This is a genomic window from Oceanicella actignis (genome assembly GCF_008124525.1).
GTDB classification, from domain to species: Bacteria; Pseudomonadota; Alphaproteobacteria; order Rhodobacterales; family Rhodobacteraceae; genus Oceanicella; species Oceanicella actignis.
In genome coordinates this window covers 38,286-59,721 of record NZ_VNHJ01000007.1, presented here as the reverse complement: position 1 = coordinate 59,721, position 21,436 = coordinate 38,286, and the positions used below count along the sequence as shown (strand labels likewise).

Sequence of the window (21,436 nt, the reverse complement as noted above, 5' to 3'; positions counted from 1 at the left end):
GTGCCCGAGACGATCGACATTCTCAACGCGCTGGCGCTGTTCGCGAATTTCGTGGCGATCCCGGCGCTGGCCTATGGCTCGCAGCTGGCGCTGGGGGCGCTGGGCGTGACGCTGATCTTCGGGATCCTGCGCTTCGCCTATTTCGCCCATGGCGACCTGATGGCCTTCGGCACCATGCTGGCGGTGCTGACCACCTGGGGGCTGCAGGGGGCGGGGATCGGCATCGCGCCGCTGCCGACGGCGCTGCTGGCGCTGCCGGTCGCCATTCTCGGCGCCGTGGCGCTGAGCCTGGCCGCGGACCGCGCGGTGTTCCGCTTCTACCGCGCGCGGCGGGCCAAGCCGGTGATCTTCGTCATGGCCTCGGTGGGCGTGATGTTCCTGTTCAACGGTCTGGTGCGCCTGATCATCGGGCCGAACGATCAACGCTTCGCCGACGGCGCGCGCTTCGTCTTCACGGCCCGCGACTTCAAGGAATGGTCTGGGCTGGCCGAGGGCGTCGCCCTGCGTCAGAGCCAGGCGCTGACCGTGGTCGTGGCGGCGCTGGTGGTCGCGGCGCTGTTCTGGTTCCTTCAGCGCACCCGCACGGGCAAGGCCATGCGCGCCTATTCCGACAACGAGGATCTGGCGCTGCTCTCGGGCGTGGACCCCGACCGGGTGGTGCGCGTGACCTGGATCATCGCCGCGGCGCTGGCGACCATCGCCGGCGTGCTCTACGGCCTCGACAAGAGCTTCAAGCCCTTCACCTATTTCCAGCTTCTGCTGCCGATCTTCGCCGCCGCCATCGTCGGGGGCATCGGCCAGCCGATCGGGGCCATCGTGGGCGGCTACCTGGTCGCCTTCTCGGAAATCACGCTGACCTACGCCTATCGCAAGTTCTTCGCCTATCTGGTCCCGGCGTGGGAGCCCGACGGGCTGCTGCAGATCCTCTCGACCGACTACAAGTTCGCGGTCAGCTTCATCATCCTGGTCGTCGTGCTGCTGGTGCGGCCGACGGGCATCTTCAAGGGAAGGGTGCTGTGATGGCGGGCAATGGGCTTGGCCGCGGCCTTGCGGCCTTCGGGGCGATGGCGGCGCTGCTGATCGCGGTGGGCTATGCGCAGAGCTGGTCGGTCAGCCTGGCCATGCTCAACCTGTGCCTGATCTCGGCGATCATGGCGCTTGGGCTGAACATCCAGTGGGGTTATGCGGGGCTGTTCAATGCCGGCGTGATGGGTTTCGTCGCGCTGGGCGGGCTGGCGGCGGTGCTGGTGTCCGAGCCCTTCCGCCCCGAGGCATGGCGCGCCGGCGGCGCGGGGCTGGGCGCGGCGGCGGCCAGCGCGCTGGCGGCGGCGGCGCTGATCGCGGCCATCCGGCGGCGCATGCGGCCGGGCCTTGCGCGCGGGGCGCTGACCGCCATCCTGGCCATGGGCGGCTATGCGCTGGCGCGGCATTTCTTCGACCCGGCGGTCGAGGCCATCGAGGCGATCGACCCGTCGAGCGCGGGCAACATCGGCGGCCTTGGCCTGCCGATCATCCTGTCCTGGCCGGTGGGCGGGCTGTTCGCGGCCGCGGCTGCCTGGCTGGTGGGCAAGATCGCGCTGGGGCTGCGCTCGGATTATCTGGCCATCGCGACGCTGGGCATCTCGGAGATCATCATCGCCATCATCAAGAACGAGGACTGGCTGGCGCGCGGGGTCAAGAACGTGTCCGGCCTGTCGCGCCCGGTGCCTTACGAGCTGGAGCTGCAGCAGAGCGCCTGGTTCGTGGCCAAGGCGCAGTCCTGGGGGCTGGACCCGGCCGAGGCCTCGGGCCTGGCGGTCAAGGCGATGTATGCGGGGCTGTTCGCGGCGGTTCTGCTGGCGATCCTGTGGCTGGCCGAGCGGGCGCTGCGCTCGCCCTGGGGGCGCATGATGCGCGCCATCCGCGACAACGAGCATGCGGCCGCGGCCATGGGCAAGGACGTGACCGCGCGCCATCTGCAGGTGTTCGTGCTGGGCTCGGCGGTGATCGGCATGGCCGGCGCCATGCTGACCACGCTGGACGGTCAGTTCACGCCCGGAACCTACAACCCGCTGCGCTACACATTCCTGATCTGGGTGATGGTGATCGTGGGCGGCTCGGGCAACAACTGGGGCGCGGTGCTGGGCGGCTTCCTGATCTGGTTCGTCTGGGTTCAGGCCGAACCGGCGGGGTTGATGCTGGCCGAGACCGTGGGCGCCTTGCTGCCCGAGGGCAGCCCGCTGGCGCAGGCGCTGTCCGAGGGCGCGCCGCACATGCGGATGATCTTCATGGGGCTCATCCTGCTGCTGGTGCTGCGCTTTGCGCCCAGGGGCATCCTGCCCGAAAAGATCCGCCGCTAGGCGCGTCGGCCGCCGTCGGGCGCGCGTCCGGCGGCGGCGCTTCGGCCCGCCCGCGCCGCGCGCCGGCGCATCGGGTCCCCCGGACGGCGGCGCTTCAGGCCCCCCGCTGCGCGCGGCCGCGCGTCACGAGCCTTGCGCCGCGCGCAGCGCGATCTCGGCGCGCAGCTTGTTCATCAGCCGCCGCAGCAGCGCCTGCGCCTGGTCATCCTTCAGGCGCCCGTCCTCGTCGAACGCCTGATCGCAGTTGGCGATCAGCACTTCGGGGCCCTGCAGCACCCGCGGCTGGAAGGGCGTCAGGCAGTGGCGCAGCGAGAACTGGCTGCGCTCGCCGCCCGAGCGCCCCGCCGCGGCGGACATGATCGCGACCGGCTTGTCCAGAAGCGGCTGCGGCTTGACGCGGCTGATCCAGTCGAGCGCGTTCTTGAGCACGCCGGACAGGTTCTTGTTGTACTCGGGCGTGGCGATCGCCGCCGCGTCGGCGCGGCGGAACTGCTCGACCAGGCGCATCACCTCGGGCGGAATCCCCTGCGCCTCGAGATCGCCGTCGTATAGCGGCAGGCGCAGGTCGGCGCGCTCGATCCGGGCGGGGCCGAACAGGCGCGCGGCTTCGTTCAACAGCGCGGCGTTCCGGCTTTCCTTGCGCAGCGAGCCGCAGACGAGCAGCAAGAGCGGTTCGTCGGTCATCGGGGTTCCTTCTTCGGCGCCGCCTTGCCGGCGGCGGTTGGCATGCGCCCGCCTGCGGGCGCGACGTCAGCCGTCCTCATCTAGGCCGTCCTCGCCGCGCATCCAGCGCGCGACCATCCGGCGCTGGACCTCGGTCTGAGCCCATTGGCGGTAGAACGAGACCGTCTTGCGCAGCGGGTCGGCGATGCGCTGGAAGCCGGACAGGAAGGCCACCAGCACGCCGACGCTGGTTTCGCCGCGCACGGCCATCATGCCGCCCACGCCCAGCACCGCCAGCGGCGCCAGCGCGCTGGACAGGTTCAGCGCCGCCTTCATGGCGAATTTCAAGGCCAGGAATTTCATCCGGTTGCGGAAGATGGGCGCGATCTGCGCGCTCTGCGCCTCGGGCGACAGGTCGGGGTTGCGCACGCTCGCGCCCATCTCGCGCACGAGGGCCACGCGCTCTTCGATCAGCGCGTTGAGCCGGCGCTGCAGGAGCGGCGTCAGCGCCAGCTGGGGCGCCAGGAACAGCATGGCGAAGGCGGCGATCGTCGGCTCGACCGCCAGCATGTAGCCCGCCGCGCCGATCAGCATGGCCAGGTTCGCCGCCGCGCCCGACAGGCCTTCGCCCACGAAGCCGCCCAGCTTGTCGATCTCGGCGCCCAGGACGATGGGCGCGCCCTTGGGCGCGTTCTGGCCGGTGCGCGCGCGCCTGGCCGCCAGCGCGCGCCGGCGGGTATGGGCGATGGCGCTTTCCGAGATCCACCCCTGCCACATGCGCAACGCGAACTTGGCGCCCTGGTGGACCAGCAGCGCCGCGCCGTAAAGGGCCGCAAGCCGCGTCAGCAGCGCCGCGTCGCCCGCGGCGATCGCGTCGTCGATGATGCGCCGTTGCAGCTCGACCGGCGCAAGGTTCAGCGCCGAGACCCCGACCGCCAGCAGGCACAGCCCCAGCTGGCTGCGGCCGCTCATCTGCACGACATAGCCCCAGAGCGTTTCGGGCAGCGCGCCGTCGCCCGGCGCGCGGATCTTGCGCGGCGCCGGGCGCGGCGGAGGCATCAGAAGGCGTCCTTGCGCCGGCGGATCTCGGCGAAGACGGCGGCGTCGTCGGCGTCGGGCAGGCCGACCGCCGCCTTCACCGCCGGAACCGAGGCGCGCAGGAAGGGATTGGTGGCCAGCTCTTCCTCGAGCGTGGCGGGGACGATGGGCGCGCCCTCGGCGTCCAGCGCCGCGATGCGCGCCACCCGGTCGCGCAGCGCCGCGTTGTCGGGCTCGATGGTCAGGGCGAAGCGGCCGTTGGCGGCGCCGTAGTTGTGGCCCGAATAGATGCGCGTGCGCGGGGGCAGGGCGGCCAGCTTGCTCAGGCTTTCCCACATCATCAGATGCGTGCCCTCGAACACGCGCCCGCAGCCCAGCGCCATGAGGCTGTCGGCGGTGAAGGCGACCTCGGCGTCGGGGAAGTGATAGGCGATGTGCCCCAGCGTGTGGCCCGGCACGGCCATGACCCGGGCCGGCTGCGCGCCCACCGCTATCACGTCGCCGTCGCGCAGATGCAGGTCGAGGGGCGGCATCCTGTCGGCCTCGTCCGCCGGGCCGGCGATTCGCGCGCCGTATGCGCGCGCCAGCTCGGCCGCGGCCTGGACGTGATCGGCGTGGTGGTGGGTCAGCAGGATCAGGTCCAGCCCCCGCCCCGCCGCCTCGATGGCGCGGCGCAGCGGCGCGGCCTCGGGCGCGTCGATCAGCGCGCTCACGCCCGCTTCGTCGTCGTGGATCAGGTATCCGTAGTTGTCGGAAAGGCAGGGGATCACGGTCACGTGCAGGGCCATCGGCGCCTCCTTTCGCGGTGCGCGGCCGGGTTACCGCCGGGCGCGCGAAGCTGTTAAGGTCGGGCGCATCCTGTCCCAAGCCTCGGAGCCGCGCAATGCATCTCGACGTGGTCCAGCTTCGCCGCTTCTACTACCGCACCCAGCTGGGGCGCGCGGCGCAGCGCGCCCTGCGCGAGGCCATGGCCGCGCTGTGGCCATCGGCGCGCGGCGAGACCGTGGTGGGCTTCGGCTTCGCCGCGCCGCTGCTGCGGCCCTACATGGCCGAGGCCGCGCGCACCCTCTGCCTGATGCCCGCGCCGCAGGGGGTGTGCCCCTGGCCGGCCGAGGGGCCGAACGTCTCGGTCCTGGTCGAGGAGACTCACTGGCCCTTGCCCGTGGGCTTCGCCGACCGGCTGATCGTCGCCCATGGGCTGGAAAGCTGCGCGCGCCCCGACGCCCTGCTCGAAGAGATGCGCCGCGTTCTCGCGCCGGGCGGCAAGGTCATGATCATCGCGCCCAACCGCTCGGGCATGTGGGCGCGCTCGGACGCCACGCCCTTCGGCTACGGCCGGCCCTACAGCGCGGCCCAGCTGGACGCGGCGCTGGCCGCCCATGGCTTCGAGCCCGAGCGTCACGCCGCCGCCCTGTTCGGGCCGCCCAGCCACAGGCGCTTCTGGCTCAAGACCCATCAGCTGTGGGAACGCGCCGGACGCCGCCTTGGCGCGCACCGCCTCGCGGGCGCGGTGCTGGTCGAGGCGACGCGCACGGTCTACGCCCTGCCGCGCGGGCGCCGCGAGCGGGCGCGCGCCTCGATCGAGGACGTGCTGGCCGGGCTGGCCGGCAGGCCCCGTCCGGCCCCGGACGGAGCGCGCAGCCATCGCGCCGGGGCCGGGAGGGCCGAGGGCTAGGCCCGCTCAGAACCCGATCGAGACGCCGCCCGTCGTCCAGCCGCCCGAGCCCAGCCCCACATGCGCGCCGATGCGCGGCAGCGGCCAGCGGGCGGGCGGGGCGTCGGCCGCGGCGGGGCGCCGGCGCAGGCCGCGCGCGTGTCCGGCGGCATAGGCGCGCGCGTCGTCGGGGTCGTTGGGCAGCTTGCACGCCGCGCGCCGCAGCGCATAGCCGCGCGCCGCCGGGGCGACGCCGCGCAGGCCGTCCTCGAAGCCCAGCAGCATCCAGTCCGGGTCCTCGCAATCGCCGGCGCGGATGACGGGGGCGGGCGGCGGACCCAGGCCCGCGCGCGGCGCGCAGCCGCCCGCCGCGGTCAGCGCCGCCAGCGCCAGCGCCAGCAGGCCGGCGCGGCGGGCCGCGCGCCGCGCCCCTGCTTCCGCCGCGTCGCGCTTGCCATGGCCGAGTCGCTTCTGTTCCATGGCCCGAGAGTGGCGCGCGATTGCGGCCCCGGCAAGGCGCGCGGACAGGAGGCAGGCATGACCGACGAAGCGACCCCCGTTCTGCTGGAGAAGGACGGCCATGTGGCCGAGATCATCCTCAACCGGCCCGAGCGCATGAACGCCATCACGCCCGAGCTGATAACGGGCATGGAAGCGGCGCTCGAGCGCGCATGCGCCGATGCGCAGGTGCGCGCCGTGGTTCTGCGCGGCGAAGGGCGGGCCTTTTGCGCCGGGCTCGACAAGAGCAACTTCGCGCGCATGGCCCAGCCGGGCGCGGGGCTGGGCGATCTGACCGTGCGGGACCGGGGCGACGCGAACCTGTTCCAGCACGCGGCCATGATGTGGCGACGCGCGCCGATTCCCGTCATCGCCGCGATGCATGGCGTCGCGCTGGGCGGGGGGCTCCAGATCGCGCTGGGGGCGGACATGCGCGTGGCCGCGCCGGATCTGCGCGTGTCGGTGATGGAGATGAAATGGGGCATCGTGCCCGACATGGGCGGCATGGCGCTGATGCGCCGGCTGGCGCGCGGCGACGTGATCCGGCGTCTGACCTACACGGCCGAGATGATCGACGCCGCAAAGGCGCTGGAATTCGGCCTTGTGACCGAGATCGCCGACGATCCGCTGGCCCGCGCGCGCCAGCTGGCCGCGACCGTCGCCGCTCAGAGCCCCGCCGCCATCCGCGCGGCCAAGCGGCTTCTGAACCTGGTCGAAGAGGATCGCGAGGCCGAGATCCTGATGGCCGAAAGCCGCATCCAGATGGAGATCATCGGCGGTCCCGAGCAGCTCGAATGCGTCCGCGCCGGGCTCGAGGGCCGGCCGCCGCGCTTCGACTGACCCGCGCGCCGCGCCCCTTGTCGGGCGGCCCGTCGCGCATGCGCGCGCTGCGGAGAAAATGCGCCGGGGGGCGTGCGTCTCGGTCCCGTCTTGAGCACCTGCGCCAAGGTTCGGGCGCGCGCCGGGCGTCGGCCCCGCCGCGCCTGGGCAACCTGCGGCTTGCGAGCGCGCGCGGGGTGCGGCCATGGCGCCCGGAGCCGCCGAAAGGAAAACGGCGGCGGATGACCTCCGCCGCCGTCTCGTCCCGCGGCCCGGGCCGGGGTCAGAGCGCCATGCCCCCCGCCTCGGAGACCAGGCGCAGGTGGTGGTCGATGTCGCCGAAGGTCTTCTCGATCATGCTCAGACGCTTGAAGTAGTGACCGACGGCATACTCCATCGTCATGCCCACGCCGCCATGCAGCTGGATGGCCGACTGGCCGATGAAGCGGCCCGAGCGGTCGACCTGGACCTTGGCGCCCGACACGGCGCGGCTGCGCTCGACCGGGTCGGGATCGCGCGACATCATCGCCGCCAGCATCGCCATCGAGCGCGCCTGCTCGAGCGCCACGAACATCTCGGCGCCGCGGTGCTGCAGGGCCTGGAAGGCGCCGATATGCACCCCGAACTGCTGGCGGGTCTTGAGATATTCGATGGTCAGCTCGTGCGCCCGCTCCATGGCGCCGACGGCCTCGGCGCACAGGGCGGCGACGGCCTCGTCGGCGACCTGGCGGATGATCGGCATGGCGCCCTCGGGATCGCCCAGCGCCTCGGCGCGCACGTCGCGCAGCGCGACCTCGGCCGCTCGCATGCCGTCCTGCGTGGCGTAGCCGCGCCGCGACAGGCCGGGCGCGTCGGCGGCGACCAGGAACAGGCCCACGCCGCCCTCGTCGCGCGGCCCGCCCGCCACGCGCGCCGACACGATCAGCTGCTGCGCGCAGTCGCCGTGCAGCACCAGCGTCTTGTCGCCGTTCAGCTTCCAGCCCTCGCCGTCGCGCACGGCCGTGGCGCGCACATCGGCCAGGTCATAGCGCGACTGGCGCTCGGAATGGGCGAAGGCCAGCCGCGTGCGCCCCTCGATCACGCCGGGCAGCACCCGGGCGCGCTGCTCGGCCGAGGCGGCGCGCGCCATCAGCCCGCCGCCCAGGATGACCGTGGCGAAATAGGGCTCGACGACCAGCGCGCGGCCGAAGCTCTCCATCACCAGCATCGCCTCGGCGCCGCCGCCGCCGAAGCCGCCGTCCTCTTCCGAGAAGGGCAGGGCCAGAAGCCCCAGCTCGGCGAAGCTTTCCCAGATCTCGGGGCTCCATCCCTCGGGGCCGCTCATGTGGCGCTTGCGCGCCTCGAAGTCGTAGCGGTCCAGCAGCAGACGGTCCACGCTCTCCTTGAGAAGGCGCTGCTCCTCGTTCAGGTCGAAATCCATGCTCGTCGTTCTCCGTCCGCTTCACAGGCCCAGAATGGCCTTGGCGATGATGTTCTTCTGAATCTCGTTCGAACCGCCATAGATCGACACCTTGCGGGTGTTGAAGTAGGACGGCGCCACGGCGTCGGCCCAGTCGGGCCCGACCGGGGGCTCGTTCCAGCCGTCCTCCTGCGGGGCTCGGGGCAGGGCGTAGGGGCCGACGACGTCCATCAGCAGCTCGGTCACCGCCTGCTGGATCTCGGAGCCCTTGATCTTGAGCACCGACGAGGCCGGGTTGGGCTTGCCCTTGCCGTTCCGGGCCTCGGAGGCGAGCACGCGCAGCTGCGTCATCTCGAGGGCCTTGAGCTCGATCTCGACCTCGGTCAGCTTGGCGCGGAAGCGCGGATCGTCGATCACGCGGCCCTCGCCGATGCGCTCGAGCGCGGCCAGCTCCTTGATGCGGCGGATGCGCGCCTTCGAGGCGCCCACGCGCGCGATGCCCACGCGCTCGTTCGAGAGCAGGAACTTGGCGTAGTCCCAGCCGCGGTTCTCCTCGCCGACCAGGTTCTCGGCCGGCACGCGCACGTCGTCGAAGAAGACCTCGTTGATCTCGTGCCCGCCGTCGATGGTCTGGATCGGGCGCACGGTGATGCCGGGGGTCTTCATGTCGATCAGCAGGAACGAGATGCCCAGCTGCTTCTTGGCCTCGGGGTCGGTGCGCACCAGGCAGAAGATCCAGTCGGCATGCTGCGCGAGCGTGGTCCAGGTCTTCTGGCCGTTGACGACGTAGTGGTCGCCCTCGCGCACGGCGCGGGTCTTGAGCGAGGCCAGGTCCGAGCCCGCGCCCGGTTCCGAAAAGCCCTGGCACCACCAGTCCGACAGGTCGGCGATGCGCGGCAGGAAGCGCTTCTTCTGCGCCTCGTTGCCGAAGGTGTAGATCACCGGCCCGACCATCGAGTAGCCGAAGGGCAGCGGCTCGGGCGCGGGGGCGGCGGCCAGCTCTTCGGAGAAGATGTATTGCTGGATCGGCGTCCAGTCGCAGCCGCCGTATTCGACGGGCCATTTGGGCACGGACCAGCCCTTCTTGTGAAGGATGCGGGTCCACTCCACGATCTCTTCCTTCGAAAGGTGCCTTCCGTCGCGCAGCTTGTCGCGGATGCGCGCGGGCAGGTTCGCGTCGATGAAGGCGCGGACCTCGTCGCGGAAGGCGAGTTCCTCTTTGGTGAAGGCCAGTTCCATGCTCGTCTCCTGTCGGGGGCGGGGCGCGGCCTGCGCGCCGCCGCGCCGCGCGCGCCGGCCTTGCGGGGGGCGGGCGGCGCGGCGTCGGCGGCTTGCGAAAGCGCGTTCCGCAATGCCGCCGAAACGCTAAGGTGCGCCCCGGTCCCTGTCAACGTCTCCGGCCGCGGGCGCCGCCACGTCAGCGCGGGCGGCCGGCGGGTCGGCCGTTCTGCATGTTGAAATCTTGTTTCGCGGCGGGCAATGTGCCCGCAGGAGCGGCGGCGCGGCCGCCGCGCCAGGCGAAACGATCGAAAGGGAGGCGACATGCGCGCTGTGATCTGTTCCGAGTTCGGCCCGCCCGAGAAGCTGGCGGTGCAGGAGGTTCCCGTGCCCGAGCCGGGCAAGGGCCAGGTGCGCATCCGCGTCGAGGGGTGCGGCGTCAATTTTCCCGACACGCTCATCATCGAGGGCAAGTATCAGCTGCGCGCCGAGCCGCCCTTCTCGCCCGGCGGCGAGGTGGCCGGCGTGGTCGATGCGGTGGGCGAGGGCGTGAGCGGCTGGAGCCCCGGCGATCCCGTCATCGCCATGACGGGCTATGGCGGCTTCGCCGAGCAGATCCTGGCGCCGGCGGCCGCGCTCATGCGCCGGCCCGAGTCGATGGACGGGGTCACGGCGGCGGGCTTCTCGATGACCTACGGCACCTCGATGCACGCGCTCAAGCAGCGCGGGCGCCTGCAGCCGGGCGAGACGCTGCTGGTGCTGGGCGCGGGCGGCGGCGTCGGCCTTGCGGCGGTCGAGATCGGCAAGCTGATGGGCGCGAAGGTGATCGCCGCGGCCTCGAGCGAAGAGAAGCTCGAAGCCGCGCGCGCCGCCGGCGCGGACGAGCTGCTCGACTATTCCGACGGCGAGATCAAGGACAAGCTCAAGAAGCTGACCGGCGGCAACGGCGTGGACGTGACCTACGACCCCGTCGGGGGCGATCTGTTCGAGCAGGCCCTGCGCGCCACCGCCTGGAAGGGCCGCGTGCTGGTGATCGGCTTCGCCTCGGGGACCATTCCCAAGGTTCCGATGAACCTGCCGCTGCTCAAGGGCTGCGACATCGTGGGCGTGTTCTGGGGCGCCTTCCGCATGCGCGAACCCGAAGAGGACCGGCGCAATTTCGAGCAGCTCTTCGCCTGGCACGCCGAGGGCAAGCTCAAGCCGCGCGTCAGCCATGTGCTGCCGCTCGAGCAGGCGCCCGAGGCGCTGCGCATGCTCATGAACCGCCAGGCGATCGGCAAGATCGTGCTCAAGCCCTGAGGAGGCCGCCATGTTCGACATTTCAGGCAAGGTCGCCGTCATCACCGGCTCGTCGCGCGGCATCGGCAAGGCGACCGCGATGCAGATGGCGCGCTCGGGCGCCAAGGTGGTGATCTCGTCGCGCAAGGCCGGCCCTTGCGAGGCCGTGGCCGAAGAGATCCGCGCCGCCGGCGGCGAGGCCATCGCCATTCCCTGCCATGTGGGCGAAAAGGCCCAGATCGAGGAGCTGGTCGAGAAGACGCTGGCCCATTGGGGGCGCATCGACATTCTGGTGTGCAACGCGGCCACGAACCCGGTCTACGGGCCGATCTCGGCGCTGAGCGACGACGCGTTTCACAAGATCATGACGGTGAACGTGCTCTCGACCATCTGGCTGACCAATCTGGTGCTGCCGCAGATGGCGGCCAATGGCGGCGGAGCGGTGGTGCTGCTCAGCTCGATCGCGGCGCTGCGCGGCAACGCGGTCATCGGGTGCTACGGCATGTCCAAGGCGGCCGAGGCTTCGCTGGCGCGCAATCTGGCGGTCGAGTGGGGCCCGAAGGGCGTGCGCGTCAACGCGGTCGCGCCGGGGCTGGTGGCGACCGATTTCGCCAAGGCGCTGACCGACGATCCCGAGCGCCGGCGCCAGTCCGAAGAGAAGAACCCCCTGCGCCGCATCGGCGTGCCCGACGACATCGCCGGGGTGGTGCATTTCCTGTGCTCGCCGGCCGCGGCCTACATCACCGGTCAGGTGATCGTGGCCGATGGCGGCGAGACGGTCTGCTGAGGGCGCCTGCGCTCAGGGCGCGGGGCGCGGGGCGGCCCGCGCCAGCGCCTGCGCGATCAGGCGCGGGGTCTCGGGATCGGCGCCGATCGGGTCGAGCATGACGCCCGCATAGCGCGCCTCTTGCGCGGCCTCGGGCAGGTCGCGCTCGGCATGGCCGGCATGGCCGATGAAGAAGGGCAGGCACACCGCCGGGCCGCGCACGCGCAGGGCCTCGGCAAGGCTGGGCGCCTCGTCGGCGAAGCCCACCCTCAGCGCCCCGAAGCCGGCCAGCCGGCGCACCCGCCGCGCCCAGTCGCGCGCCGCCGCGCCGGGGCGCGGGTCCGAGGGCGATCCATGCGCGGCCACGACCAGCGTCGCCTCGGCGGGATCGAACCCCGCCGCCAGCGCCCCCGCGCGGGCGCGCGCGGCGCCGATCTCGACCAGCTCGGGCTCTGCGCCGAAGGGGGGCAGCAGGCGCAGCCGCGGCGCGCCGGCGCAGGCGCGCGCGGCTTCGGCCAGACGGCGCGGCAGCTCGTCCGAGGCGAACCAGCCATCGGTCATGAAGAAGGGCAGCGCCGCCGCCTCGGCCCCCGGTCCCGCCAGCGCGCCCGCTTCCGTCAGCGCCCGCGCCAGCGCGCCCGGCGCGGCCAGGGTGGCCGAGATGATGCGCGCCGGCGCCGCCAGCGCCTCGGCGCGCGCGGCGATGTCGGCGAAGGCGGCTTCGGCCCGCTCGGGCTGGCTGGGCGAGCCATGAGCGATGAGCAGCGCGACCGCGGGCGGCGAGAGCGCGGGTGCGTTCATGTCAAGCTCCTTCGGTGTCCGGCGCGGCGGCGCTTCGCCCGCGCCGCGCAAGTTAGCCCTGAGCGCGCGGCGGGCAAGGGGCGGCGAGGGGCGGATCGCGCCCTTGCGGCGGCGGCGCGGGCCCCGCGTTCCAGGGATCGCGCCATTCGCGAAGGAGGCGCCGCCGGGCGCCGAGCGCATCGGGCGATGGGCGCGGGCGCTTCCGCTCGCGCGAAGGCCGACCCGGGCTTTTCGCGCTTGGGCTCGGGCTTGGCGGGGCGGATCCGCTAGCGCCATCGCCGACCGGCGCGGGCGGGGCGCAGGGCGTTTCGGGGGGCCGCGCGACCGTCAATCGGGCGGCGGCGCGCTGCACCAGGTTCCGCTCATCAACCTCGTCTCGGCTTCCACGCACCGGCGCCGCGCGATGCTTCGTTCCGGCATGGCTTTCCCGCGCGACGTCCGGGCATGGGCCGGGCGGTGCGGCGGATGGCCTGCGCCTTGCGTTCCCTTCGACGACGCCTTGCGCGGCCGACCGATGGGGCCGGGCCCGCGCGACCGGCATTCGCCCGGTCGGCTTGCAAGCCGACCATGCCGCCGGCGCGCGCCTCGGGCGCCCCTTGCGCCTCGACGGCGCGCCGCCCTCGGGCCCGGCGCCGCCGGGGCCGCGCATTCGGCCCGCCGCTCGCGTGGGCGTCGGCGCCGTGCGCCCCAAGGCGCCGCTTCGCGCGCCGCCGCGCCCGGCGCGGCATCGGCCCGCCGCTGCGGGCCGCCGGCGGGGGCTTGCGCGCCGTCTTCGCGCGGTCCAGAACGGAGGCCGGATCGTCGCCATGCTCGCGGAGCGCCCGATGGCCGAGTTTCTCGCCGCCTACGCCGTCTTTCTGGCCCTGCACCTGGCGCCGCGCGTCGCAGACCTGCGCGCAAGGCTCATCGCGCGCCTTGGACGCGGGCGCTACGTCGCGCTCTACAGCGCGCTGTCGGTCGGGGCTCTGGCCTGGACGATCTCGGCGGCGCTGCGCGCGCCCACCGTCGAGCTCTGGCCCTCGGGCCCCGAGACGGCCGCCGCGGCGGTGGCGCTCATGCTGCCGGCCTCGATCCTGCTGGCGGCCGGGGCGGCGCGGCCCAATCCGCATTCCGTCTCGATCCTGCCCGGCGCGGCGCCGGCCAGCCCCGACGGGGTGGCGGCGCTGACGCGGCATCCGCTCTTGTGGGGGCTGTTCCTTTGGGCGCTGGCGCATCTGATCGCCAATGGCGACGCGGTCGCGGCGATGATGTTCGGCGGCTTCGCGCTGTTCGCCCTGGCCGGCGTCGCGGCGTTCGAGCGGCGCGCGCCGCCGCGCTCGGGCCGCCTTGCCGCGCGCCTTCGCCGCGCCGCGTCGGCGCGCCTCGCCGTCGAGGCGGCGGCGGGCGCGGCGCTTTGGCTGGCGCTTTTGCGCCTGCATCCGGCGTTGATCGGGCCGGATCCGCTGGCTTGGTTCTGAGCGCTCAGCGGCCCCAGCTGCGCACGGGGCCGCAATCCATGTGCACGAAGCCCGAGCGCGAGTAACGGCCCACGCCGCCGCCATGGCAGGACAGGCCGGCGCGATACATCTGCTCCACGCTGCGCGAGCGCATGGTCACGTCCGCCGCCATGGCCTTGATGTGATAGCTGTTGCGCGCCACGCCGCTGCTGCGCCGGCGCAGCATGGCGTTGGTCTGGGGGCTGCGATAGCCCGAGACGACCTCGAAGGGTTCGGCCGCGTCCAGCTTGCGGTGCGCCTCGGCCAGAATGTCGATCACGCGCGGGTCGATGGGCTTGACCAGATCCTGGCGCCAGTCGCGCAGCAGATGGCTGATTTCGTCGAGCGCCTCGGGAATGTATTCGCCGTCGATCCAGTAGACCGTATTGACGCTTTCGCCAAGCCGCGAGCTGAAGAGGTGGATCGCGCGATAGTCGCCCTTGCCGCGCAAGGTCGCCGGCGCCGCCAGCCCGGGCGCCGCGGCAAGCGCCGCTCCGGCGCCGATCAGCCCGAGAAGGCCCCTGCGGGTGAGCCGCTGGTCCATGGTCATGATGCTTCCTGCCGCCTCGTTCACACTACGCCGCCGGAGTTGCCCGGCTTCGCCCCGGTTGCGGAGCATTGCGTCAACCATATCACATGAGGCGAATGTCGCGCCAAGTTGCAGATTCGCCGCAATTTCGGCGCCCATCGGCCGGGCGCGGCCGGCGGGGCGGGCCGCTTCTGCGACGAAAATCCCACGCATGATCACGATTTGCTCACGCATCGCGCGTCATTCTCGTGCCGCGAGGGCGGCGCGTCTATGATGCGACGCAAAGCCCTTGGCGCCGTGTTCGGAGTGCAACGATGATTTTCAGGCCTTTCGCGATCCCTCTTGCGCTGCTTCTGGCGCTGACGCTGGCGCCGGACCTTTCCGGGCCGCGCGCCGCCTCGGGGGCCGCCTCGGGGGCCGCGCAGGAGCGGGGCGCGCTTGCGCCCGCGCCTTGGGACGAGGCCTCGTGGCCGGCCGCGCTGGGCGCCGAGCTGGCCGGAGACGCCGCGCTGCGCCGCGCCTACGAGGCGCGGGCATGGCGCCCGCTCTGGCTCGACGATGCGGGGCGCGGGCGGGCGGGCGGACTTCTGTCCGCGATCGAAGACGCGAGCGCGCATGCGCTGCCCTTGCCGGCGGGGCTGGCCGAGGATCTGCGCGCCGCCATGGCGCGCGCCCAGGCGCCGGGGCCGGATGCGATGCGCGCCGCCGCGCGGGCCGAGGCGGCGCTCAGCCGCGCGTTGCTGCGCGTGGGAACGGGGCTCGCCTCGGGGGCGCTCGACCCCTCGCGCGTGGATCCCGAGATCCAGATCCGCCCAGAGCGCCCCGCGCCCGAGCGTCTGATCGCGCTGGCCGCCCAGGCGCGCGATGGGGCCGCCCTGCGCGCGGCGCTGGAATCGCTGGCGCCGGCCAACGCCGACTACGCCGCCCTGCGCGCGCTCTACGCCGAGCTCGGGCGCCTTGCGCGCGCCGGCGTCTGGCCGCCCGAGGATCTGAGCGGCCCGACCTTGCGGCGCGGCGATCGCGGCCCGCGCGTGGCGCGGCTGCGCGCGCGCCTTGCGCTGATGGGCGATCTGGCCGAGCCCGCGCCCGCCGAGGACCCCGAGCTTTTCGACGAAGCGCTCGAGCGGGCGCTGCGCGCCTTTCAGCGCCGGCACGGCCTGAACGATGACGGCGTGGCCGGCGCGCTCAGCTTCGAGGCGCTCGGCGCCTCGGCGCAGGACCGGATGCGCCAGGCGGCGGTCAATCTCGAGCGCATCCGCTGGCGGCCGCGCGCGCCGGCGCCCCGGCGGATCGAGGTCAACCTGGCCGATTTCCGCATGACGCTGTTCGAGAATGGCGCGCCCGTCCACTCGGCGCGCATCGTGGCGGGCAAGGCGCCCAGGTTCCGCACGCCCGAGTTCGACGACGAGATGACCCATCTCGTCTTCAACCCGATCTGGAACGTGCCGCGCTCGATCGCGGTCAAGGAGATCCTGCCCAAGCTGCGCGAGGACCCCGCCTATCTCGAGCGCAACGGCATGCGCCTTGTCGGCCGCGACGGCGCGCCCCTGCCGCCCGAGCAGATGCCGGCCGACTTCTCGGCCTTCGACGCCGATCGCTTCCCCTTCCTCGTCAAGCAGGATCCGAGCGAGGAGAACGCGCTGGGGCGCGTGAAGTTCATGTTCCCCAACCGCTTCAGCATCTACATGCACGACACGCCGGCCAAGCGGCTGTTCGCGCGCGACCGGCGCGCCTATTCGCATGGCTGCGTGCGCGTCGAGGACCCCTTCGCGCTGGCGCGGCGCCTGCTTGCGCCGCAATATCCCGATGTCGATGAGCGCATGGCGCGCTGGCTCGAGGCCGGGCGCGAGGTCTATGTGACGCTGCGGCCGCCGATGCCGGTGCATATCGGCTATCGCACGGTCTGGGTCGCGGCGGACGGCACGCCGCAGTTCCGCGCCGACGTCTACGGGCGCGACGCCCGGCTTTACGAGGCGCTGCGCGCGCAGGGCCTGAGCGACCCCCCCTCGGGCGAGGGCGCGCGCGTGGCCGAGGCGGGGCCCGGCGAGGGCTGAGCGCGCCGCTTCTGGCGCCGGGGCGGCGCGAAGGGTATAGGGTCGGCGCAACGAACCCAGCCCGAGGCCGCGCCATGCCCCAGAATCTTCGCCGCATCACGCTTTCCGACCTTGCCCGCGCGCTTGGCGTCGAGGGGGCGGGCGATCTGTCGATCGCGGTCGTCCGCGCCGCCCATCCGGCCGAGGCGGGACCCGAGGATCTGGCCGTGGCGGCCAGCCCCTCCTACGCCGAGGCGCTGAAGGGCGGGGGCGCGCGCGCGGCGCTGCTGTGGCCGGGCGCCGACTGGCGGGCGCTGGGGCTTGAGGCGGCGCTGTTCGCCCCGCGTCCGCGCTATGCGATGGCGGCGCTGACGCAGACCTTCCAGCATCCGCCGCATGCGCCCGAGGGCGTGCACCCCTCGGCCGTCGTCGATCCGTCGGCCAGCATCGGCCCCGGCGCGTCGATCGGCCCCTTCGTCTGGATCGGGCCGGGCGCGCGCATCGGGGCGCGCGCGCGCATCCTGGCGCATGCCAGCGTGGGCGCCGACGCGCGCATCGGCGACGATGCGCTGCTGCATGCGGGCGTGCGGGTGGGCGAGCGCGTGCGCATCGGCGACCGCTTCATCGCCCAGCCCAACGCGGTGATCGGCGGCGACGGCTTTTCCTTCGTCACGCCCGAGAAGGGCGCCGTCGAAAGCGCGCGCCAGACCGGCGCCGTGGCGGCCGACGCGCTCAACACCCATCACGCGCGCATCCACTCGCTGGGGGCCGTGCGCATCGGCGACGACGTCGAGATCGGCGCGGGCTCGACGGTGGACCGCGGCACGCTGACCGACACGCGCATCGGCTCGGGCACGAAGATCGACAACCTCGTGCAGATCGGCCACAACGTCGAGATCGGCGAGAACTGCCTGCTCTGCGCCCAGGTCGGCGTGGCCGGCAGCGCCCGCATCGGCGACCGCGCGGTGCTGGGCGGCAAGGTGGGCGTGGCCGATCATGTGCGCGTGGGCCATGACGCGGTGGTGGCGGCCTCGTCCGGGGTGGGCTCGAACGTGCCGCCGCGGGCGGTGGTGATCGGCTCGCCGGCCATCGCGCGCGACGAATGGATGCGCATGATGATGGCCATGCGGCGCCTGCCGCGGCTGATCGGGCGGCTCGGGAAATGAATTTCGGCTTTCCCGTCGCCGCCCGACGCGATAGGAGACGGCGACGCAGGATTGGGAGAACGCGATGTCGGACGAGGTGATGCGCAAGATCGTCGAGATCATCGCCGCGCAGGCTTTGATCTCGCCCGAGGAGGTGAAGCCCGAGTCCAGCCCCGAGGAGCTTGGCGTGGACAGCCTGGGACTGGTCGAGGCCGTCTTCGCCATCGAAGAGGCCTTCGACATCTCGGTCCCCTTCAACGCCAACGATCCGACCTCGGGCGAGTTCGACATCTCGTCGGTCGAGAAGATCGCCCAAGGGGTGCGGACGCTGATCGCGCAGCAAAAGGGCTGAGCGGCGCATGAGGCGCGTCGTCGTCACCGGCATGGGCGTGGTTTCGGCGCTGGGCTCGACGGCGGCCGAGCATTGCGCCGCGCTCGAGGCGGGGCGCTCGGGCGTGGGCGAGCTGGAGATGCCCGACGTCGAGCGCCTGTCGGTGCGCATCGGCGCGCAGGCCAGGGAGTTCCGCGGCGAGGACCGCTTTTCGCGCTCGGAGCTGGCGCTGCTCGACCGCGCCACGCAGATGGCGCTGGCCGCGGCGGACGAGGCGGTGGCGCAATCGGGCGTCTCCTTCGCCGGTGAGGCGGGGCTGCGCGCGGCGACGGTGATCGGCACGGCGCTGACCGGAATGGGCACCATCGACGAGGCCTATCGCGCCGTGTTCCAGGAGGGGAAGAACCGCGTGCACCCCTTCGTGGTGCCGCGGCTGATGGTGTCGGGGCCGACCTCGAACATCTCGATGCGCCATGGCCTGCGCGGGCCGGCCTGGTCGGTCTCGACGGCGTGCTCGTCGTCGAATCACGCCATCGGGCAGGCCTTTCACATGGTGCGCGCGGGCATGGCCGACATCGCCGTGACCGGCGGGGCCGAGGCGCCGCTGGTCTTCGGCGTGATGAAGGCGTGGGAGGGGCTGCGCGTGATGGCGCGCGACGCCTGCCGCCCCTTCTCGCGCAACCGCACGGGCATGGTGCAGGGCGAGGGCGCGGCGATCTTCGTGCTCGAGCCGCTCGAGGCGGCGCAGGCGCGCGGCGCGCCGATCCTGGCCGAGATCGCCGGTTTCGGCATGTCGGCCGATGCGGGCGACATCGTGCAGCCCTCGGCCGAGGGGGCGGCGCGGGCCATGCGCGCGGCGCTCGAGGATGCGGGAATCGCCCCCGAGGAGATCGGCTATGTGAACGCGCACGGCACCGGCACGGCGGCCAACGACCGCACCGAGTGCGAGGCGCTGCGCGCCGCCTTCGGCGCACATGCCGAGCGGCTGATGGTCTCGTCCACCAAGTCGATGCACGGGCACTGCCTGGGCGGCGCCGGTGCGGTCGAGCTGGCGGCGGTGATTCATGCGCTGCGCGAAGGGGTGATTCCCCCCACCATCAATTTCGAAGAGCCCGATCCCGAATGCGCGCTGGACGTGGTGCCGAACGAGGCGCGGCGGGCCGAGCTGCGCGCGGCGATGAGCAATTCCTTCGCCTTCGGCGGCCTCAACGCCGTGCTGGTCGCGCGCCGCTTCGAGGGCTGAGCGGCGCGAGATTTCCCAAAGGTGAACGAAATTCGGGAATTGTCCCGCATTCGCGCGATGCGCGGCTGGCGTGACGGAGCCCCGGGGGCGGGGACAGGCCCGGGCCGCAAGCGGCCCGTTCGGTGTAGCGTAGCGTAGCGGTGCGCCCGCCCCCAGGGTCCGAGAGAGCGGCGCCGCCGCTCTCTTGCCGAGTCTTATTCATGCAAAATTCATAACACAACTTTAAAATGAACGACGGATCGGAAAAATCCCGATCCGCCGAAATGCGAAATCCAGCCCGGATCGCGCCCGCGCGTCAGGAGGGCGGCGCCAGACCCCACTTGGCCGCCGTCTCGTCGAAGAATCCCGACAGCTTGCGGATGCGGATCCAGTGGTTCACGTAGTTGATCCACACCTGATCGGCCTGCGGCAGCAGCATGGCGATGGCCGAAGGCGCGCGGGGCTTGTCGACCGGGATCTGCACGAGATCGGGGTATTTCTTCGTCAGCGTCGCGCCCTCGACGTTCGAGGTGATGAAGACGTCGGCGCGCCCGGACAGAACCTCCTGATAGCCGCGGGCGGGCGCCTCGACGGTCTTGCGCTGGGCGTTGGGGAACCAGTCCTTGACCATGCGCTCGAAGGTCGTGCCCAGGGTGGTGGCGACGCGGGTCTGGGGATTGTCGATGCTGTCCCAGCCGGCGAAGCGCGGCAGCTTGTCGCGGGTGGTGAAGGGCAGGATGGCCACCGTCAGATAGCTGTCGGAAAAGCCGGCGGATTTGAGCCGCGCGGGCGAGATCGAGGCCGAGCCGGTGATGTGATACTTGCCCGAGGTCACGCCGTTGACCAGCGTCTTCCAGTCGGTGGGCACGTATTCGACCTCGACCCCCAGATCCTCGGCCAGCTTGCGCGTCACGTCGATGTCGTAGCCCTGGAAGGTGTTGGTGGCCGGGTCGCGCATGGACATGGGGTTCCAGTCGCCCGTCACGCCGACCTTGAGCTTGCCGCTCTGAAGGATGTCCTGCAGCGCTGACTGGGCCGCGGCGGGGCCGGCCGCAAGGCTCAGCGCCCCGAGCCCGAGGGCGGCGATCGCGCCGGCGATGAAGTTCTTCATGTGCTTCTCCGTCCTTGTCGCGCCCGCGCCGCGCGCGGGCCGTTCGGAGATCATAGCGCGTGCGGCGCCGATGTCGCCCCCGGGCGAGGCGTTCGCCTCGGCCGGGCGGGCGTGGCGGCGCGGTCTAGGCCGGGGGCGGCGGTTGCCTTGGCGGGGCCGGGCGCTAGGATGCCCCCCGCGCGCGGATGCGCGGGTCAGTTCGGTCGCGCGGATGCGCGCGTCATTCCGGTCGCGCGGATGCGCGCACCGGTTCGGTTGCGCGGATGCGCGCATGAGTTCGGGCGCGCGGATGCGCGCAGGCATGGGGCGCGTGCGGCTGCGCGCGGGCATGGGGGGCGGGACGGCATGGCCGGCGGAACAGGCGGATGGCGGCGCGCGGCGGGCGTGGCCGGGGCGCTGGCGGCGGCGCTGGCGCTGGGCGGATGCGCGTCCGGCGGGTGGTATGTGGTGTCGCCGCTGCTGCCCTCGGGGCGCAGCAACCTTCTGTTCATGCTCGGCGGGCTGAAGCTGACGCTGGCGCTGTCGCTGACGGCGCTGGCGATCTCGGTCGCGCTGGGGCTTGTGGTGGCGCTGCCCGGCCTGTCGCGCAGCCCCTGGTGGCGGGCGGTCAACCGCGTCTATGTCGAGGTCGTGCGCTCGGTGCCGGTGCTGGTGCTGCTGCTATACGTTTATTACGGCTTGCCGGCGATCCTCGGCTCGGGCGCCGATCTGGGGGTGTTCTGGGCCGGCGTGCTGGCGCTGGCGCTGTCGGACAGCGCCTTCGAGGCCGAGATCTTCCGCGCCGGCATCCAGTCGGTGCCGCGCGGGCAGATCGAGGCCGCGCGCTCGATCGGCCTGTCCTCGTGGCAGACGATGCGGCTGGTGATCCTGCCCCAGGCGTTGCGGCGCATCCTGCCGGCGCTGGGCAACCAGTTCGTCTACATGCTCAAGATGTCGTCGCTGGTCTCGGTCATCGGCGCGCAGGAGCTGACGCGCAGGGCCAACGAGCTCAACACCACCGAGTATCGGGCGCTCGAGATCTACACCATCCTGGTGCTCGAATATCTTGCGCTGATCCTGATCGCGAGCCAGGCGGTGCGCTGGCTCGAGCGGCGGCTGGCGCGGCCCGACGGCTGAG

General features: G+C 72.5%; 21 protein-coding genes. 12 read left to right on the top strand and 9 right to left on the bottom strand.

Features of this window, described 5'->3' with window-relative positions:
• Positions 1-12 precede the first annotated feature (12 nt).
• Positions 13-1,020 carry a branched-chain amino acid ABC transporter permease gene (locus LY05_RS10650; RefSeq protein WP_072747632.1) on the top strand — a complete coding sequence of 336 codons (1,008 nt, stop codon included), beginning with the start codon at positions 13-15 and terminating at the stop codon, positions 1,018-1,020.
• Positions 1,020-2,339: a branched-chain amino acid ABC transporter permease gene (locus LY05_RS10645; protein WP_148923163.1), complete on the top strand. Its 1,320-nt coding sequence runs from the start codon at positions 1,020-1,022 to the stop codon at positions 2,337-2,339. Before LY05_RS10650 ends, LY05_RS10645 begins: the two co-directional genes overlap by 1 nt.
• Positions 2,340-2,462: 123 nt before the next feature.
• On the opposite strand, the gene LY05_RS10640 is transcribed toward LY05_RS10645, so the two are convergent.
• The 3 genes from LY05_RS10640 to gloB all read right to left on the bottom strand — a co-directional run bounded on the left by LY05_RS10640 (position 2,463) and on the right by gloB (position 4,828).
• Positions 2,463-3,023: an NADPH-dependent FMN reductase gene (locus tag LY05_RS10640; RefSeq protein WP_148923162.1), complete on the bottom strand. Its 561-nt coding sequence runs from the start codon at positions 3,021-3,023 to the stop codon at positions 2,463-2,465.
• 66 nt (positions 3,024-3,089) lie between these two features.
• Positions 3,090-4,061, bottom strand: coding sequence for an ABC transporter ATP-binding protein (locus LY05_RS10635; protein WP_148923161.1), 972 nt, complete (start codon positions 4,059-4,061; stop codon positions 3,090-3,092).
• The gene (gene gloB / locus LY05_RS10630; protein ID WP_148923160.1) at positions 4,061-4,828 is read right to left on the bottom strand and encodes a hydroxyacylglutathione hydrolase; all 768 of its coding nucleotides are present in this window, start codon (positions 4,826-4,828) and stop codon (positions 4,061-4,063) included. Before gloB ends, LY05_RS10635 begins: the two co-directional genes overlap by 1 nt.
• A 95-nt stretch (positions 4,829-4,923) precedes the next feature.
• Between gloB and LY05_RS10625 the strand changes: the two genes are divergently transcribed.
• Entirely contained in the window at positions 4,924-5,715 is a 792-nt protein-coding gene (locus LY05_RS10625) for a class I SAM-dependent methyltransferase (protein WP_091764219.1), read from the top strand.
• Between the two features lie 6 nt (positions 5,716-5,721).
• On the opposite strand, the gene LY05_RS10620 is transcribed toward LY05_RS10625, so the two are convergent.
• Positions 5,722-6,174: a DUF2799 domain-containing protein gene (locus LY05_RS10620; protein WP_148923159.1), complete on the bottom strand. Its 453-nt coding sequence runs from the start codon at positions 6,172-6,174 to the stop codon at positions 5,722-5,724.
• A 57-nt stretch (positions 6,175-6,231) separates the two neighbouring features.
• Here LY05_RS10620 and LY05_RS10615 point away from each other — a divergent pair, with 57 nt between their 5' ends.
• Positions 6,232-7,032, top strand: coding sequence for a crotonase/enoyl-CoA hydratase family protein (locus tag LY05_RS10615; RefSeq protein WP_072747572.1), 801 nt, complete (start codon positions 6,232-6,234; stop codon positions 7,030-7,032).
• Positions 7,033-7,294: 262 nt separating this feature from the next.
• Here the strand turns inward: LY05_RS10615 and LY05_RS10610 are convergent, their stop codons facing one another.
• On the bottom strand, positions 7,295-8,431 hold the full coding sequence (locus tag LY05_RS10610; protein ID WP_072747573.1) for an acyl-CoA dehydrogenase family protein: 1,137 nt from the start codon (positions 8,429-8,431) through the stop codon (positions 7,295-7,297).
• A 21-nt stretch (positions 8,432-8,452) separates the two neighbouring features.
• The gene (pimC, locus tag LY05_RS10605) at positions 8,453-9,649 is read right to left on the bottom strand and encodes a pimeloyl-CoA dehydrogenase large subunit (protein ID WP_148923158.1); all 1,197 of its coding nucleotides are present in this window, start codon (positions 9,647-9,649) and stop codon (positions 8,453-8,455) included.
• Between the two features lie 303 nt (positions 9,650-9,952).
• On the opposite strand from pimC, the gene LY05_RS10600 reads away from it, so the two are divergent.
• Together LY05_RS10600 and LY05_RS10595 are read left to right on the top strand one after the other, a co-directional pair.
• The gene (locus LY05_RS10600) at positions 9,953-10,927 is read left to right on the top strand and encodes an NADPH:quinone oxidoreductase family protein (protein ID WP_148923157.1); all 975 of its coding nucleotides are present in this window, start codon (positions 9,953-9,955) and stop codon (positions 10,925-10,927) included.
• Positions 10,928-10,937: 10 nt separating this feature from the next.
• Complete coding sequence (locus LY05_RS10595; RefSeq protein ID WP_148923156.1) at positions 10,938-11,693, top strand: SDR family NAD(P)-dependent oxidoreductase; 756 nt, start codon at positions 10,938-10,940, stop codon at positions 11,691-11,693.
• Positions 11,694-11,705: 12 nt separating this feature from the next.
• Here LY05_RS10595 and LY05_RS10590 read toward each other — a convergent pair whose 3' ends face one another.
• Entirely contained in the window at positions 11,706-12,473 is a 768-nt protein-coding gene (locus LY05_RS10590) for a CbiX/SirB N-terminal domain-containing protein (RefSeq protein ID WP_148923155.1), read from the bottom strand.
• Between the two features lie 824 nt (positions 12,474-13,297).
• Here LY05_RS10590 and LY05_RS10585 point away from each other — a divergent pair.
• Positions 13,298-13,930 (top strand): NnrU family protein, encoded by a 633-nt coding sequence (locus LY05_RS10585; RefSeq protein WP_170258975.1) that lies wholly within the window; start codon positions 13,298-13,300, stop codon positions 13,928-13,930.
• A gap of 4 nt (positions 13,931-13,934) precedes the next feature.
• On the opposite strand, the gene mepK is transcribed toward LY05_RS10585, so the two are convergent.
• Positions 13,935-14,498, bottom strand: coding sequence for a peptidoglycan L,D-endopeptidase MepK (mepK, locus tag LY05_RS10580; RefSeq protein WP_072747579.1), 564 nt, complete (start codon positions 14,496-14,498; stop codon positions 13,935-13,937).
• A gap of 293 nt (positions 14,499-14,791) precedes the next feature.
• Here mepK and LY05_RS10575 point away from each other — a divergent pair, with 293 nt between their 5' ends.
• From LY05_RS10575 to LY05_RS10560, 4 genes are all read left to right on the top strand, one after another.
• Positions 14,792-16,531, top strand: a complete 1,740-nt coding sequence (locus LY05_RS10575; protein WP_148923153.1) for a L,D-transpeptidase family protein — start codon at positions 14,792-14,794, stop codon at positions 16,529-16,531.
• Positions 16,532-16,605: 74 nt separating this feature from the next.
• Positions 16,606-17,676, top strand: a complete 1,071-nt coding sequence (locus tag LY05_RS10570; RefSeq protein WP_072747580.1) for a UDP-3-O-(3-hydroxymyristoyl)glucosamine N-acyltransferase — start codon at positions 16,606-16,608, stop codon at positions 17,674-17,676.
• A gap of 64 nt (positions 17,677-17,740) precedes the next feature.
• The gene (locus LY05_RS10565) at positions 17,741-18,007 is read left to right on the top strand and encodes an acyl carrier protein (protein ID WP_072747581.1); all 267 of its coding nucleotides are present in this window, start codon (positions 17,741-17,743) and stop codon (positions 18,005-18,007) included.
• 7 nt (positions 18,008-18,014) lie between these two features.
• Positions 18,015-19,229, top strand: a complete 1,215-nt coding sequence (locus LY05_RS10560; protein WP_072747582.1) for a beta-ketoacyl-[acyl-carrier-protein] synthase family protein — start codon at positions 18,015-18,017, stop codon at positions 19,227-19,229.
• A gap of 295 nt (positions 19,230-19,524) precedes the next feature.
• Here the strand turns inward: LY05_RS10560 and LY05_RS10555 are convergent, their stop codons facing one another.
• Positions 19,525-20,319, bottom strand: a complete 795-nt coding sequence (locus LY05_RS10555; protein WP_072747583.1) for a transporter substrate-binding domain-containing protein — start codon at positions 20,317-20,319, stop codon at positions 19,525-19,527.
• A 345-nt stretch (positions 20,320-20,664) separates the two neighbouring features.
• On the opposite strand from LY05_RS10555, the gene LY05_RS10550 reads away from it, so the two are divergent.
• The gene (locus LY05_RS10550) at positions 20,665-21,435 is read left to right on the top strand and encodes an amino acid ABC transporter permease (RefSeq protein WP_083581351.1); all 771 of its coding nucleotides are present in this window, start codon (positions 20,665-20,667) and stop codon (positions 21,433-21,435) included.
• The last annotated feature ends 1 nt before the right edge of the window (position 21,436 follow it).

Bases quoted from the DNA above. Each gene is read 5' to 3' on its own strand.
- LY05_RS10645 (WP_148923163.1), top strand. From the start codon at position 1,020: ATGGCGGGCAATGGGCTTGGCCGCGGCCTTGCGGCCTTCGGGGCGATG.
- LY05_RS10640 (WP_148923162.1), bottom strand. From the start codon at position 3,023: ATGACCGACGAACCGCTCTTGCTGCTCGTCTGCGGCTCGCTGCGCAAG.
- LY05_RS10635 (WP_148923161.1), bottom strand. From the start codon at position 4,061: ATGCCTCCGCCGCGCCCGGCGCCGCGCAAGATCCGCGCGCCGGGCGAC.
- gloB (WP_148923160.1), bottom strand. From the start codon at position 4,828: ATGGCCCTGCACGTGACCGTGATCCCCTGCCTTTCCGACAACTACGGA.
- LY05_RS10625 (WP_091764219.1), top strand. From the start codon at position 4,924: ATGCATCTCGACGTGGTCCAGCTTCGCCGCTTCTACTACCGCACCCAG.
- LY05_RS10620 (WP_148923159.1), bottom strand. From the start codon at position 6,174: ATGGAACAGAAGCGACTCGGCCATGGCAAGCGCGACGCGGCGGAAGCA.
- LY05_RS10615 (WP_072747572.1), top strand. From the start codon at position 6,232: ATGACCGACGAAGCGACCCCCGTTCTGCTGGAGAAGGACGGCCATGTG.
- LY05_RS10610 (WP_072747573.1), bottom strand. From the start codon at position 8,431: ATGGATTTCGACCTGAACGAGGAGCAGCGCCTTCTCAAGGAGAGCGTG.
- pimC (WP_148923158.1), bottom strand. From the start codon at position 9,649: ATGGAACTGGCCTTCACCAAAGAGGAACTCGCCTTCCGCGACGAGGTC.
- LY05_RS10600 (WP_148923157.1), top strand. From the start codon at position 9,953: ATGCGCGCTGTGATCTGTTCCGAGTTCGGCCCGCCCGAGAAGCTGGCG.
- LY05_RS10595 (WP_148923156.1), top strand. From the start codon at position 10,938: ATGTTCGACATTTCAGGCAAGGTCGCCGTCATCACCGGCTCGTCGCGC.
- LY05_RS10590 (WP_148923155.1), bottom strand. From the start codon at position 12,473: ATGAACGCACCCGCGCTCTCGCCGCCCGCGGTCGCGCTGCTCATCGCT.
- LY05_RS10585 (WP_170258975.1), top strand. From the start codon at position 13,298: ATGGCCGAGTTTCTCGCCGCCTACGCCGTCTTTCTGGCCCTGCACCTG.
- mepK (WP_072747579.1), bottom strand. From the start codon at position 14,498: ATGACCATGGACCAGCGGCTCACCCGCAGGGGCCTTCTCGGGCTGATC.
- LY05_RS10575 (WP_148923153.1), top strand. From the start codon at position 14,792: ATGATTTTCAGGCCTTTCGCGATCCCTCTTGCGCTGCTTCTGGCGCTG.
- LY05_RS10570 (WP_072747580.1), top strand. From the start codon at position 16,606: ATGCCCCAGAATCTTCGCCGCATCACGCTTTCCGACCTTGCCCGCGCG.
- LY05_RS10565 (WP_072747581.1), top strand. From the start codon at position 17,741: ATGTCGGACGAGGTGATGCGCAAGATCGTCGAGATCATCGCCGCGCAG.
- LY05_RS10560 (WP_072747582.1), top strand. From the start codon at position 18,015: ATGAGGCGCGTCGTCGTCACCGGCATGGGCGTGGTTTCGGCGCTGGGC.
- LY05_RS10555 (WP_072747583.1), bottom strand. From the start codon at position 20,319: ATGAAGAACTTCATCGCCGGCGCGATCGCCGCCCTCGGGCTCGGGGCG.
- LY05_RS10550 (WP_083581351.1), top strand. From the start codon at position 20,665: ATGGCCGGCGGAACAGGCGGATGGCGGCGCGCGGCGGGCGTGGCCGGG.